The sequence below is a fragment of the Halobacillus aidingensis genome (assembly GCF_900104185.1).
Classification (GTDB): Bacteria; Bacillota; Bacilli; order Bacillales; family Halobacillaceae; genus Halobacillus; species Halobacillus aidingensis.
The window spans coordinates 5403-19977 of the sequence record NZ_FNIZ01000039.1 but is presented as its reverse complement, the minus strand read 5'-3'; the positions used below and the strand labels follow the sequence as shown (position 1 = coordinate 19977).

14 protein-coding genes are annotated in these 14575 nt (G+C 44.7%); 2 read left to right on the top strand and 12 right to left on the bottom strand.

The window, feature by feature from the left end:
* Nucleotides 1–512: 512 nt before the first annotated feature.
* The 5 genes from argS to speE form a co-directional block, all read right to left on the bottom strand.
* Nucleotides 513–2180 carry an arginine--tRNA ligase gene (argS, locus tag BLS23_RS20965; protein WP_089654954.1) on the bottom strand — a complete coding sequence of 556 codons (1668 nt, stop codon included), beginning with the start codon at nucleotides 2178–2180 and terminating at the stop codon, nucleotides 513–515.
* Complete coding sequence (locus BLS23_RS20960) at nucleotides 2177–2617, bottom strand: YwiB family protein (protein ID WP_089654953.1); 441 nt, start codon at nucleotides 2615–2617, stop codon at nucleotides 2177–2179. Before BLS23_RS20960 ends, argS begins: the two co-directional genes overlap by 4 nt.
* An 84-nt stretch (nucleotides 2618–2701) precedes the next feature.
* On the bottom strand, nucleotides 2702–3148 hold the full coding sequence (locus BLS23_RS20955) for a hypothetical protein (RefSeq protein ID WP_089654952.1): 447 nt from the start codon (nucleotides 3146–3148) through the stop codon (nucleotides 2702–2704).
* A 97-nt stretch (nucleotides 3149–3245) separates the two neighbouring features.
* Entirely contained in the window at nucleotides 3246–4118 is an 873-nt protein-coding gene (speB, locus tag BLS23_RS20950; RefSeq protein ID WP_089654951.1) for an agmatinase, read from the bottom strand.
* Between the two features lie 5 nt (nucleotides 4119–4123).
* Entirely contained in the window at nucleotides 4124–4954 is an 831-nt protein-coding gene (gene speE / locus BLS23_RS20945; protein WP_089654950.1) for a polyamine aminopropyltransferase, read from the bottom strand.
* A gap of 125 nt (nucleotides 4955–5079) precedes the next feature.
* On the opposite strand from speE, the gene BLS23_RS20940 reads away from it, so the two are divergent.
* Nucleotides 5080–7131: a transglycosylase domain-containing protein gene (locus tag BLS23_RS20940; RefSeq protein ID WP_089654949.1), complete on the top strand. Its 2052-nt coding sequence runs from the start codon at nucleotides 5080–5082 to the stop codon at nucleotides 7129–7131.
* 338 nt (nucleotides 7132–7469) lie between these two features.
* Here BLS23_RS20940 and BLS23_RS20935 read toward each other — a convergent pair whose 3' ends face one another.
* The 7 genes from BLS23_RS20935 to BLS23_RS20905 form a co-directional block, all read right to left on the bottom strand.
* Nucleotides 7470–7814, bottom strand: a complete 345-nt coding sequence (locus tag BLS23_RS20935; protein ID WP_244157296.1) for a YolD-like family protein — start codon at nucleotides 7812–7814, stop codon at nucleotides 7470–7472.
* Between the two features lie 125 nt (nucleotides 7815–7939).
* Complete coding sequence (locus tag BLS23_RS20930; protein WP_089654948.1) at nucleotides 7940–8167, bottom strand: hypothetical protein; 228 nt, start codon at nucleotides 8165–8167, stop codon at nucleotides 7940–7942.
* Nucleotides 8168–8269: 102 nt separating this feature from the next.
* Nucleotides 8270–8812 (bottom strand): YwhD family protein, encoded by a 543-nt coding sequence (locus tag BLS23_RS20925; protein ID WP_089654947.1) that lies wholly within the window; start codon nucleotides 8810–8812, stop codon nucleotides 8270–8272.
* Between the two features lie 86 nt (nucleotides 8813–8898).
* Nucleotides 8899–9462 (bottom strand): GNAT family N-acetyltransferase, encoded by a 564-nt coding sequence (locus tag BLS23_RS20920; RefSeq protein WP_089654946.1) that lies wholly within the window; start codon nucleotides 9460–9462, stop codon nucleotides 8899–8901.
* A complete protein-coding gene (locus BLS23_RS20915; RefSeq protein WP_089654945.1) occupies nucleotides 9459–11486 on the bottom strand; it encodes an ABC transporter permease subunit in 2028 nt (675 codons plus the stop codon). Before BLS23_RS20915 ends, BLS23_RS20920 begins: the two co-directional genes overlap by 4 nt.
* 102 nt (nucleotides 11487–11588) lie before the next feature.
* Nucleotides 11589–12089, bottom strand: a complete 501-nt coding sequence (locus BLS23_RS20910; protein WP_089654944.1) for a YwgA family protein — start codon at nucleotides 12087–12089, stop codon at nucleotides 11589–11591.
* A 13-nt stretch (nucleotides 12090–12102) separates the two neighbouring features.
* Complete coding sequence (locus BLS23_RS20905) at nucleotides 12103–13398, bottom strand: HD domain-containing protein (RefSeq protein ID WP_089654943.1); 1296 nt, start codon at nucleotides 13396–13398, stop codon at nucleotides 12103–12105.
* A 232-nt stretch (nucleotides 13399–13630) separates the two neighbouring features.
* Here BLS23_RS20905 and lipL point away from each other — a divergent pair, with 232 nt between their 5' ends.
* The gene (lipL, locus tag BLS23_RS20900) at nucleotides 13631–14473 is read left to right on the top strand and encodes an octanoyl-[GcvH]:protein N-octanoyltransferase (RefSeq protein ID WP_089654942.1); all 843 of its coding nucleotides are present in this window, start codon (nucleotides 13631–13633) and stop codon (nucleotides 14471–14473) included.
* Nucleotides 14474–14575 lie beyond the last annotated feature (102 nt).

Sequence of the window (14575 nt, the reverse complement as noted above, 5' to 3'; positions counted from 1 at the left end):
CACGGATAAGCTGGTCACATTCCGAGCATTAGGGCACAGACCCACCCGAGGAGCTTTTCCGGCATCCACACATGGTCAGGTCGAACGAAGGAATTTGCGCGCACAGACGCCGAGAGATATGGGAGGGTCCACCACCATGTTTAATGTGGAGATCCAAGGTGCGATTATAAAACCCATTTACTGGAACTTAACCTCTCCAGTCTGTTTAAGCGCCTATACGTATTCCATATTCATTAAAAAATGGGATATATTTGAATGAATGACCTATGTTTCAATATTCAAAGAAGAAGAATACCAGAGAAAAACCAAGGATTTTTGAGAACGGATCCGTTTACTGAGGGAGGCTCATCACTCGCCCACGGAAAGCGAACCTTTTCCCGGAGCCCCTAAATTCCCAAAAAAGTCTCGAAATTGAGTCTTAAAGAATCCTACTTCAATAATGTTATTTCTAAACATAGAAAAAGAGCGCCCATGCTCTATTAGCAAAGACGCCCTTTTCCTAGTATATGGAATTACATTTGGTTTGGTGCAGAAACTCCGATTAGTCGAAGTGCATTATTCAGCGTTGTACGGACAGCTTTCATCAACGCGATTCTCGCCGCTGTCAGCTCTGGGTTTTCATCGTCGAGCACTTTGACAGCATTGTAAAAGCTGTGCAGGTTGGATGCTAGATCGAACGCATATTGAGTCACGCGGTGTGGCGTGCGTTTTTCTGCGGCATCCGCTACCACTTGCGGGAATTCTCCAAGACGCTTTAGAAGGTCTTCTTCTTTTTCAGCTGTGAGATAGCTTCCGTCATACGAATCTTTCACCAGCCCTTTTTCTTCTGCTTGCTTAAGCATTGTACAAATGCGGGCATGTGCATATTGGACGTAATACACAGGGTTTTCGTTCGATTCTGAACGGGCAAGGTCCATATCAAAGTCCAGGTGAGAATCACTGGAGCGCATGGAGAAGAAGTAACGCATGGCATCGATTCCTACCTCTTCCATCAGTTCACGAAGGGTGACCGCTTTACCTGTACGCTTACTCATTTTCACCTTTTCGCCGTCCTGGAACAAGTTGACCATTTGGATGATTTCTACTTCCAGCGTATCTTTCTCGTACCCAAGCGCCTGGATGGCCGCTTTCATACGTGGAATGTAGCCATGGTGATCGGCTCCCCAAATATTGATCAGTGTATCAAATCCACGGTCCAATTTGTTTTTATGGTAGGCGATATCCGGCGTCAAGTATGTGTACGTTCCGTCATTCTTAATGAGTACGCGATTCTTGTCATCGCCGAACTTCGTGGTTTCAAACCATGTCGCATCATCTTTTTCGAATACATAGCCTTGGTTTTTCAAAACGGCAAGGGCGTCTGTAATCTGGTCATCGTTGTACAGAGAAGTTTCAGAGAACCATTCATCAAATGGAACACGGAATTCTTCCAGGTCTGTTTTGATTTTATCCAATAGGAACTTCAATCCGTACTCACGGAAGAACTGAAGGCGCTCTTCTTCCGCAACATCGACCCATTTCTCCCCATCTTGACTGACGAGCTTTTCAGCTAAACCGATGATATCCTGACCATGATAGCCATCGTCCGGCATGCTCCACTCTTTTCCGAGATTTTGCATGTAGCGGGCTTCCAGTGATTTTGCGAGATTCGCCATTTGATTTCCGGCATCATTGATATAGTATTCACGGGACACATCATATCCTGCGGCATCTAAAACGTTGCATAAGGAATCACCGACAGCCGCGCCACGTGCGTGCCCTAGGTGAAGCGTGCCTGTAGGGTTGGCAGAAACGAACTCTACCTGGATTTTGTGCCCTTCTCCACTTTTACCGCGTCCATACTCTTCTCCAGCATTCAGAATCGTAGGTACCAATTCAGTCAAATACTGATTGTTCATGTAAAAGTTAATGAACCCCGGTCCAGCGATTTCAATTTTCTCGATGGATGCTTTGGACTTGTCGAACTGCTCCACAAGATCGGTCGCGATGGCACGTGGGTTCTTTTTGGCTACGCGCGCCAACTGCATCGCCATGTTAGTAGCATAATCTCCGTGCGCTTTGTCTTTTGGCTGCTCAAGGATTACTTCCGGCATCTCATCCTCGGATGCAAGTTCAGCAGCCAGGACTGAGCGTAAGATTTCATCCTTCAGTTTCTGTTCCATTTGTTCAACGATATTCATGAATCGCTCTCCTCCTCAAACGTCAACGTCAAGCGGTGGGCTTGAGTCACTTCATGGTTTAAAGTCATGGTATAACTTAAATACAGTCGGCCCTGTGTGGATTCTTCCAAAGAACGAAATTCCACTTTATCTGTAGATGTTTTCATATGAAAATCACCATACGTATGATGATATAAATTTTCCGTTTCCGTGGACGTCTGGAAAACCTGGCGCATTTCCACGCCACCGCTCCGTTTGATGCTGACATGTTCGGGCTTGATTGTCACCATCGTATTGACCGGTTCTCCATCTTCCGGGTGCTCGATAAAGGTGAGCACTTGCGTATCGCCTCGTTTGAAAAACTGTCCCGGTTCGTGGATCTTCATTGTCTCTTTACGATCCCCATCCTGTATTTCCGTAACAAGCTGCACCTGGACATCTTTTGCGTTACTTGGCATCTTCCCTCCACCTTTTCTATCGCCATTTTTACGTACAAGATATAACTAATATATTATAAGAATTCGAACAGAAAAACGCAAGCGTCATTCAATAAGAAGGTTGACATATTCGTGCACTTCCTTCACTTGGGCGACATGATTCGGAATCGAATAAGCCGCATATAGAACTAGGATAGCCAAAACAATCGTCAAGTACCACTTGAATGATAGATTTTTTTTGAACGGACGGCGGTCCGGGACAATCGCGAAAAGTAAAAATGGAAGCAGGAGGCCGATCACCCATACATCTGTCCCCCACTGTTTATTTTCCACAGAGACAGCCAAAGTGAACTGCAGAAGGTCGTTCATTCGGTCTTCCACATTCACCTCAGCGACTTCCTCTTTCCCTATTCCTTCGTTAATCACAAGTGTGTCTCCATTCAACTCATACGAGATGTTGGAAGGGTTCCAGTTTGCTCCGTAAGTGAGAAGCAGCAGTGGGAGCATGATCAATACATAGATCCCCGCCACTCCCATCGTCTTTTTATCCAAAACAAAAGCTCCTTTGTATCGTGTCTTTTCTTATAGCTCTATCCATATAGAAAAGCCACTATGAAGACTCTCACAGTGGCTTGTTCCATTCTATCATTTATTTGACGAACCCTAAAAGCATTTCGCGGATGAACTTGCTCGCCGCAATCTGCGTCTTCTCTGTCGGGTCATACGCTGGAGCTACCTCAACAAGGTCCGCGCCTACAACGTTCAAATCACTGCCGGCTATGGCATGGATACTTGCGAGCAGTTCTTTCGACGAGATGCCACCCGCTTCTGCCGTCCCTGTTCCAGGTGCAAAGGCAGGATCGAGCACATCGATATCAATCGTGACGTACACGGGGCGGCCGGCAAGCTCAGGCAGCACTTTTTTCAAAGGTTCCAACACTTCGAACTTGGCCATATGCATACCGGATTCTTCTGCATATTGAAATTCTTCACGCATGCCGGAGCGGATGCCGAATGAGTAGACATTTTCTGCTCCTAGCAGCTCACACGATTTACGAATCGGCGTCGAGTGGGACAACACTTCTCCTTCATACTCTTCACGAAGGTCCGCGTGGGCATCGATATGAATAATAGCGAGGTTCGGGTGTTTTTTGTACATGGCCTGAATGACAGGCCATGTGACGAGATGCTCTCCTCCAAGACCGAGGGGGAATTTTCCTTTTTCAAGCAGTTCATTCAAATATCCTTCGATGATATTAAGACTACGCGCCGCATTTCCGAATGGCAGCATCAAATCGCCGGCATCATGATAGTTCACTTCTTCCAAGTGTCGATCAAGGTACGGGCTGTACTCTTCCAGTCCGATGGAAGCTTCACGAATACGGTTCGGGCCGAAGCGTGATCCCGGGCGGAAGCTGACGGTCCAGTCCATCGGCATGCCGTAAATGACAGCATCCGCTTCCTCCTCCGTCGCCCGGCTCATGATAAATACTTTTCCAGAGTAGGATTCATCGAAACGCATGATGGTCACTCCTTCGTGAGATCTTTGACGAACTTAGGTAGTGCAAAGCACGCCTGATGAATTTCGTCTGTGTAATATTCGGTGTCGATATCTGTAAACCGTTCCTCGTTGACTTTGAGTGGATCGTGGACTTTACTTCCCATTGTGAATGTCCACAGCCCGCTTGGATAGGTCGGGATGTTCGCTGTATATACTTTTGTGATCGGGAATGTTTCTTTCACATCGCTATACACCTGGCGGATAAGATCTGCTTTAAACCATGGGTTATCCGTTTGGGCAACGAAAATACCGTCCTCTTTCAATGCTTTGGCAATGCCCTCATAGAAACCTTTGGAAAAAAGATTGACAGCAGGACCTACGGGTTCGGTGGAATCGACCATGATGACATCATACTCGTTTTCACTTTTTGCGATGTGCATGAAACCGTCGCCCACCTTCACTTCGACACGGTTATCCTCAAGAGCTCCGGCAATAGAAGGTAAATACTTCTTCGAATACTCGATGACTTTCCCGTCGATTTCCACAAGCGTCGCTTTTTCTACGCTTTCATGTTTCAACACTTCACGAATGACGCCACCGTCACCGCCACCCACGACAAGAACGTTTTTCGGATTCGGGTGGGTAAACAATGGAACATGGGCAACCATTTCGTGATAGACAAATTCATCCTTCTCTGTCGTCATGACCATGTCATCAAGGACGAGCATATTCCCCCACTCCGCTGTTTCCAGCATCTCTAAATCTTGAAAGTCTGTTTTCTCACTATGGAGGGAGCGATTGACCTTCGCTGTAATCCCGAAATGATCGGTCTGTTTTTCAGTAAACCATGTACCCATGCTGCATTTCTCCTTTTTCATCTTCATTCTATACGATTGTTTCACTCAAGAAGTTTATTTTACTACGTATTCTCACATAATAATAGCAGTCTTTATACATTCGTAACAGTTAGGAGTATAAAAGGATGCGATCATTTTTCAGAACGACTTATCGATGGACGATCCGCGGTATGAAACTCGCCGTCTTCGGGACAATCGTAGGGATTGTCGGAATTATCGGCGTGTTGATCTATGCCATCACTCAGGGACCTCCATCGTTGATGACTGAACAGAATACCGTCTTCTATGGGACAGACGGGGAAATCATAGGAGAAGAGCAAGGGGCCGAAGAACGTTACTGGATTAACATAGAGGAAATGCCCGAATCTATCAAAGACGCTACCCTTGCCATTGAAGACCGGCGTTTCTATAACCACTTCGGTTTCGATGTGAAGCGAATTGCAGCAGCGGCACTTACGGATCTTAAGCAGATGAGAATGGCCGAGGGGGCCAGCACCATCACCCAGCAGTATGCAAGAAACTTATACCTTTCCCATGATAAAACATGGAAGCGGAAACTAAACGAAGCTCTCTATGCCCTACGATTAGAAATTTTTTATAACAAAGATGAAATATTGGAAGGTTATTTGAACACCATCTATTACGGCCACGGGGCTTATGGAATTGAAGCTGCCAGCCGGCAATATTTCAATAAACACGCGGCTGATCTTACTTTGACAGAAGCTTCCATGTTAGCAGGCATTCCTAAAGGCCCAACCTATTATTCACCACTGGCGAACGCTGAACGAGCAGAAACAAGACAACAACAAATCTTAGCTGAAATGGAACAGAACGGCTATATCACTTCCTCTGAAAAAAGAGCAGCCGTAGAAGCGAGCATCTCCTATGCTGACGGTGAAGAAGATGCCACCCAGGAGATTGCTCCCTATTTTCAGGACCAAGTCGTTACAGAAGCGGCTCAGCTGCTTGAAGTAGACAGAGAAAGTGTCCAGACAGGCGGCTATCATATTCACACCACTCTGATTGAAGAGCATCAACGGATTTTGGAAGAGCAGGTGAAAAGAAACATTCCAGGGAGTGAAGAAATCCAAGTCGCATCTGCTGTTATGAACAGCCATTCTGGAGCAATTACGGCCCTTGTCGGTGGTAAAGATTATGGAGAAAGTCCGTTCAATAGAGCCACTCAGGCGAAACGTTCCGTCGGTTCAACCATCAAACCTTTTCTGTATTATGCAGCGCTCGCGGAAGGGTACTCCCCTGTCACGATGAAAGAGACGCAGCCTGTTGAAATTGAGGTAGAAGGTAAAACGGAACCCTATGTTCCATCCAATTTCAATGACCAATATGCAGAAGAACCGATTTCCATGGCTCAAGCCCTTGCCGTTTCCGATAATATTTATGCGGTGAAAACCCACATGGATATCGGACCGGAAAAGCTAGGGAAAACGATGAAGACGTTCGGTGTAGAAGAAACGTTCAAGCCCCATCCTTCCCTTGCCTTAGGATACTCCTCCATATCCCTTTTCGATATGGTCAGTGCCTATGGGAAAATGGTGAAAGGAACAGAATCCATCGAGGGCCATACAATCGCTAAAATTACCGACCGACACGGGAATGTTCTGTATGAATACCAACCGGCTTACAATAAAGACGATGCTGTCGATCGAGTACGGGCGTTCACTGTGACCCACATGATGACAGGGATGTTCGATCCGATCTTAGATGCCGATTATGCATCGGTTACAGGTACTCCAATTAAAGGGAAGCTGACACGCATGTATGGAGGGAAATCCGGAACCACCGACAATGATAGCTGGATGATCGGATTCAGCCCTCAGTACGTCTCCGGTGTATGGGTCGGATATGATGAAGGCAGTAAGCCGCTCAAAGACTTCAACGACCATCGGTATGCGAAAGCCATCTGGGCCGATACGATGGAGAAAATACACGAGACAGAACCTACAGCAGCCTTCATCCCGCCCCCAGGGGTGAAAGGGGTCTACATCGACCCGGAAACCGGCTATGTCGCAGGTCCCAACTGTCCGCAGGAACGGTTAGTTTACATGGAAGAATCTGATATTCCTGAGGATGTTTGTGGCGGAGATGAAAGCAAGGATGTTGATGATGAATTCAAAGATGATCCTTGGTTCAAAGATGTAGTAGACTGGTTCTTTTAACGCGATTCTCGGTTCCTTTGGTGCGATTCATGCTCTCTTTGGCGCGATTCATGCTCTCTTTGGCGCGATTCATGCTCTCTTTGGCGCGATTCATGCTCTCTTTGGCGCGAAAGGTCATCCTCACAACGGATGACCTTTCGCTTTTTTTAACTGCTTTATCACACAATAAAAAAAGACAGAGAAAACGACCGGGGGAACCGGTCGCTTTCTCTGTCCTAGTAAACATGTATAATCCATGTGTTACTTAATATATTACCCTAATCGCTGATTCGTCAAGATTGGGCGTCTGAATTCTTACACTTTTTTCATGAACATTTTGTGAACAAATCGTGAACACCTTACAAAATGGCAAGGTCAGCGATATCATCCAGGGGGATGCGGATCTTCTCTTTCGTCTGTCCATCAACCCCTGCTACGGTGTGATTATTACGGTTCACATGGGTCACCTTCATCCTTATATCTTCATACTCGAAACCATTGTGGACTCTAACCTGGACAGTAAGATTGTCCGTTAGTGCCCTCTGCAAAAGAAAGTCAATCTCGACAGCTTTCTGCTCATCCATAATTCCTTTTTCTACCCGCTGATCTTCTTTCCAAAGTTTTTTCACCATCTCTACATGCTCCGGTAACATGAGCGATGTCCACTTGATCGTCCCGCGATCACGATTCCGGTTATCCATCATTGGCTCCCTCCAACACGAACGTTTGTTCTTATTCTATCATAAAAGAGGGAATCGTAAACTGGAATTTTCATACTTAGCTAAATGGTCGTCTCTCTTGTCTAGAAAAAAGGAGTGTACGCTTTATCCTACTCCATTTCTTTGTTACCTGCATTTGCCTTCTTCTGATAACCGAACACGAAAATACAACTCACATAGATCACGAACGCGCCTGAAACAAACCATAACCCTGATGTTAAATACTCATGTTCTGCATAAAAAGACCATTTAAACAGGAAATGAAGAATTCCTGAAATCAACCCCACAAGAGCAATCACAAAGTGAAATACTACATCATCTTCTAAAATCCTTTTCATAGGATCCACTCCTTTCTTTTATAAAAAAAATCAAATGAGAAAGAGGGAAACCCGGCAGATTCCCCTCTCTCCATAACGATGCTATGAGCTTGCAATCATGAATTATTGTACACCTAGAGAGTCTTTCAATTCCTGTGCTGTGTTCTCCCATAGTTCTGGTTTGAAATCACGCAAATATCCTCCGAGCAGCTTTTTCGACTTTTCATCAAGATGATCGACGACAAAGCGACCCTTCAAGGATTTATCCATGTGGTTCACGTGTTCAGGCATCAATTTGTATCCGCGCTTGATGGACCTGTCCACGACAATCTCACTGGCAGCTACGCCGTGGTAACACGGTCTTCCTTCCTGGTAATCCACCGTTACCCATGCGATCCAATATTTCAGTCCGTTTTTAACGACTTCACGGTCGGTAATGAACTTGATCCGTTTTTCTACTTTACTACGCGCGTGAAGCGCACCCATATCGACATAAGCTTCGTCTTCATTCGGATCCACAATGACCGGGGTCATGTTCTCCAAACTGATGGAACCGACACCATACCCTCCATGACCATCGGTCGAATCATCTTTAATGATTGTGAATTGGTTCTTCTTTTTATCGTTGCTTTCACCTTTGTTTTTAAATTGATCGAACTCTTTCATAAAGCGATCCTCCTCTTCAATCGTCCTCTTATTTTGTCCCATTTTAACATACAAAACAGTTCTTGTTAGAAGAGATGCTTCATGATTCATTGGTCAAACGTTTGTTTAACCTGCTCGTATTCCTTTTTCAGCATGGAAAACACGACGGTATCCTGAAATCTCTCTCCATCAAAATCTGTTTCCCTTAATACTCCCTCTTCCCGGAAGCCAAACTTATTCAAGAGCCTGCGTGATCCCTCATTTTCAGCAAAAATGTCTCCGACAATCCGGTTCAATTTCAGTATGTCGAACGCATAAGGGAGAACATTAAGTAAAACTTCTGTCATGATGCCTGCCTTTTGGTACTTTGGATGAATGACCGCTCCCATTTCTGCTTTCCTATGCCAAAGATTCCATTTGTGAAAACGGAAAAAGCCAATACATTCCCCTTCTTCGTTCTCAATCACCCATGGTATTTCTGTATGCTTACGAAAGCCAGCCAGTCTTTCTTCTACGTAAGCTTCCATCTCCTTCAAAGACAGAACGGGGTGAGGAGTGATGTATTTCATCGTATCCGGCCGGCTCATGAACTGGAACAAGGAAGGTGCGTCGGATATTTTTAAACCTCTCATCTTTATCTTTTCCATTACAAACACAGGAATATGATTCATATAAACTTTCTCCTGTCCCTGTGATCGTCTCGGGAATCAGATCCGCCTGTTTGTTTCGAACTTTGAACGAAGACAAAATCCGCTTCCTTGAGTGAATCATCTTTTTCTCTATGCGTTTCTTTTCTACGGAACACCCTCTTGAGCCATGTGTTCTGTTCTACAGGTACTCCCACACGACGTTGCTGCACTTCCTTAATCCCCTGGATGATCAACTGCATCGAGACAATGATTGCCATGAAACAAAGAAGTGTAGGGATAATGAGCCACCAACGCCCTGTCATCAACGAATCTTTGGCTGCTCCGATCATCCCGGACCATTCATAGGTGGTACTCGTTGGTGGGTCTGCCACAAAATCATAGCTTACTTTTGTCCCTCCAAAATAAATGTCAAATACGCCAAGGTGAATGAAAATAAGCAACGTTTGGATAAACTGCTGGCCAAAAATAATCCCCATTCTGGCACTTAAATGCGGCATCAAATGCTTCCACAACAGATGAACAGAACTGCCTCCAAGCACCTTTGTACTTGTTACGAACTCTTCTTTCATAATCAACTTCATTTCATTGCCGAACAACGTTATCACAAGCGGAACAGCTAAAAGTGTCAAAATGATCCCCTGATAAAGGATCCTCTCTATTTCTGTCGTCGTAAACCCACCAGGAGGCATCCATAACACCGGCTTCAATAGCAAAAAGGCAATGATGGTCATCGGTAAAAAATGCATGCTGTCTACGAATTTTTCAAAAACCAGCTGTACCCTTTTCGGTAGAAAGAAAGCATAAGGGATAGCTAAAAGGAAGCCAATACCCATTCGTAAGAAAGCAATCACAAGACCGAAAATGATCGTGTATTTCGCACCGACAATGATTTGGTCAAACACGCTAAAACCAAGAGCATCGGTACCCAAAAATACATACTCCGGCGTGTGGGGCATCGAACTGACTAATGTCCCTTCATCATCGTAGATCAGTCGATGCTGATCGATCAGCGGCTCTGCGGTCATGGTATAAGCGATACTGATAATGATAGCTCCCGTAATGACTGTAAAACCTAAGAGAAACTTTATATTTTTAAAATGAGCCCCGATTTCTGACAACGCATGAGAAAGCCACCCTCTGCCCCCTTTGAAAGAGACGGCTCCTACAAAACTGTTCATACGTGTAGCGACTTCTTCGGACTTCTTTTCATCCTTAAAAAGGAACAGTTCTGTGCCTTGATAGATGATATAAAAAGGTGTAAATAGCATGAGAAGGATAAAACTTGAAACGATCGGCCGAAAATCATCGAGAAATGCCGTCGTAATCCCATTCATATTGAAGATATATTCAATGATTAACAGACTCGACAACGCCCCCCATACAATGATTTTCGAATGGTAGAACGTACTTTTCCCGATGTTCCGAAGGGTATGTACACACAAAATGGCCGCTTTCTCCAACCCTTTTCCCCTGGCCATTTGTATATAAGACTTCGTCCATTCTTCTTCGATCAATGCGAGGATGATTTTGTACATCGTCACCATAGGCAGGACAGCAATGGCAAACATCGGAAGCAGGTAGACTTTCTCCTGTCCGAGAGATGCAAAGGAAATAAGCAGGATTTCCGTCTGTTTATAAAACCAAACGATGAACAACTGTAAAGAAAAAGCCAACAATAAATCGGGTACGCTCTCGAGCAAGCCAAGAATACGGTCGACGACTGAACGCAGCCACTTCGGTAAAAAAACAGTGAAGAATGCACCTGCAAATGCGAGAACGAAACCTAATAAAATACCACCAAAGAAGACGGTCATAGAGTATTGATAAGGGTCCCATAAGTATTCCAGAATTGGTACAGGGCGTCCCTTGAATAAATAGGTCCACTCTCCCGGATTCACTACGGAGGCAAGCAATTGATTCAACTCTTTTATGTAATTTCCCAGATCTAAAAATGCTCCTTGCCTGAACAAAGCCGGCGTAGTACTAACCAATAGAATACCAACGATACCGAACACATAATAAGCGAAAAATTTAATGAAACGCACGTGTATAGACCCCCCACTCTACTTCCGATTCACGTTTTTTCAATTATCTGACATAAATACACAAGAAAAAAGGTGTACATCGTCGTACACCTACATTTAATCTTAATGAATGGAACGCAAATGTTCAATAAATTTCCATCCTTCATCGATATCTTCTTGTGTGTAATTTTGAGCGCTTTTAACCGTGAACACTTTTTCAGCAATTTCTTCTTTCGGTAAGTGCTCAAAGAAAAGCATCGTAGAAACGAGCTCAAGGAAACGCGAACTGCGTCCATTCATTTCTTCAATGTGGACATTCAATGGAGGCAGGTCCATCTCATAGTGGGTCAGGAAATTTCTGCCGCTATCGGTTAGTTGATAACGGTATTGATAATAATTCTTCTTTTCTTCTTTCGTTTCACTAATGAAACCAAGATTACACATTTCTTCGACTCTCAGTGTCAGTTCCTCTGAATAGGGACCATAAAAATGAAACTGGTAACGCTCTTCAAAAGGGATTTCACACTTTTTCAGTATGTAAATCATCTTCTGCAACTTCTTTCGGCCTACAATTTCATCGGTGCTTGAGAAAAACTGCATCAACTTCGCATGATTCTCCAACATGGAGGTTCACTCCTTATCCAAACAAAATTTCCATAATCCGCTTCTTCGTTTTACTTCGATTCGACATTTCCTCGAGGCGATCAAGAGGAATGTACAATTTATGATCCGTCCGTTTTTTCCCCGAAATCGACTCGACAATATCGGAAAGCCTGGACAGTTCCTTCAACTCGTCATTTGGCTGCAGAAGGTGAATGGGCAGCCTCTCCCCTTCTTCACCCGGGCGATAAAAGTCATACGGAAGGTCCGAACTTGAGTCGACGACTAAATAATAATCAGGGTTCAAACCAGCTTTAGTGAACAGTTTATAGAGTTCCATCCATTCATTCATCTGGGAATTCGGATTGAACTCGATATATTTGAAAAGTTTACGGTTTACGAAACGCTGACATAAATCACTCAGTACCGCGTCTTCTTCTTTCATCCACGTCTGGAAATAGTAGAGAACGACCGCTTCATCCAGCGCCAAATATTCTTCAAGGGTAGGCTCACCAGAAAAGAAGGACAGAAAATGCACCGGTTTCAGCTCAAAGTTGTACCCTTCTTCGTACAGTTCCTTCGCACGGTGGAGAATTTTAGTTAAAATGACTTCTGCACTTCTCGTTACAGGATGGAAATACACCTGCCAGTACATTTGGTAACGACTCATAATATAATCTTCGACGGCATGCATGCCACTCTCTTTGACAACGACCTGATCTTCCATCGGCCGCATCACTCGAAGAATTCTTTCCATGTCGAAATGACCATAGCTGACTCCTGTGAAATAAGCATCCCGCTGCAAGTAATCCATTCGGTCCGCATCAATTTGACTGGATATCAAGCTGACGACGAGCTTGTTTTCATACGTCTTATTAATAACGTCGGCTACTTTTTTAGGAAAGCCTTTTTCCACTTTGCTGAGTACCTTGTTCACTTCGGTATCTCCAAGTAAGATTGCCTGGGTGAAATCTTCGTGATCCAGCTTGAACACTTTTTCAAAGGAATGCGAAAATGGTCCATGACCAAGATCATGCAATAGCGCAGCACAAAGACAAAGCAATCGCTCCTCCTGATTCCAGTTCGGACGGTCCTTGAAGTTCTCGATGATCCTTCTCACGATTTCATAAACACCTAAAGAGTGGTTGAAGCGGCTGTGTTCAGCTCCATGGAACGTCAAATAAGATGTGCCGAGCTGTTTGATTCTACGGAGCCTCTGAAATTCAGCCGTCCCGATCAAATCCCAAATCACCCGTTCTCGAACGTGGACATAACGATGTACGGGGTCTTTAAAAACCTTTTCTTCACTTAACTTCTCATCACGATAGGCCATCAGTTTGTCCTTTCTACACGACATTTTTATCTATTATATACCTTAAATTCCGACAAAAAAACATCTTGACAGACAGAAATTGACAGGTGTTCTCGAGAAACCTGTCTATAAGCGCTCTAACTTTCGATATGATTTTTTTATCCATCAGAGAATTTTACAATCGATCTTCCATTCATGCAAGAGGCGACTTTTGGTATAATGGACGTTGCTACCGAAAAGGAGAACGAATGCTATGAATGAACTACATCCATTATTAAAACCAGAAACGTATCGCTTCATCGACCAAAGCAATTTAGGGCCCGGATTTTCGGCCTTACAGTCTTTTGCTATGGACGATGCGTTATCCATAAGTGTCGGTGAACGTATGAGCCCGGCAACGGCAAGACTCTGGGTCCACCACGATACGATCGTACTCGGGATTCCGGATGCCCGCCTTCCTTATATAAAACAAGCCATCCAACATTTGAAGTCGAACGGTTACAATGTGATCGTCCGTAATTCCGGTGGTCTCGCCGTCGTGTTGGATGACGGTGTTTTGAACCTTTCCCTCATCTTCCCTGATTCTAAACAGGTAAATATCCATGACGGTTATGAGGCGATGGTTTCGTTTATCCGCCAACTCTTTTCCGATTTGACGAACGGCATTGAAGCTTATGAAATCACCCAATCCTATTGTCCAGGGACATATGATTTGAGTATCAATGGCAAAAAATTCGCCGGCATCTCACAACGCCGGGTTAAAAACGGTTCCGCTGTACAGATCTATCTTGACGTAAGTGGCAGCGGCGCAGAACGTGCGGCGCTTTTGAAGCGGTTCTATGAACTGGGCAAACGCGACGAAGAGACCCGCTTCAGCTATCCTGATATCGATCCAAGCGTCATGGCATCTTTAAACGAATTACTGGGCACTAACCTCAGTGTTGCCGACGTACGTGACCGTATATTGATGAAACTACATGAACTCTCGGGTCACCTTGTCACCCATGCTTTAGAAGGGGACGAAATCGACTGGTTTCATAAGCGGTTTGAGCAAATGATCAAACGAAATGAAAAAGCGCTCGACAACCTGGAATAAGGTTGTCGAGCGCTTTTCTATTTCTTCTCCGGGTTTGAGCGATTCTTCTCCGGGTTTGAGCGATTCTTCTCCGGGTTTGAGCGATTCTTCTCCGGGTTTGAG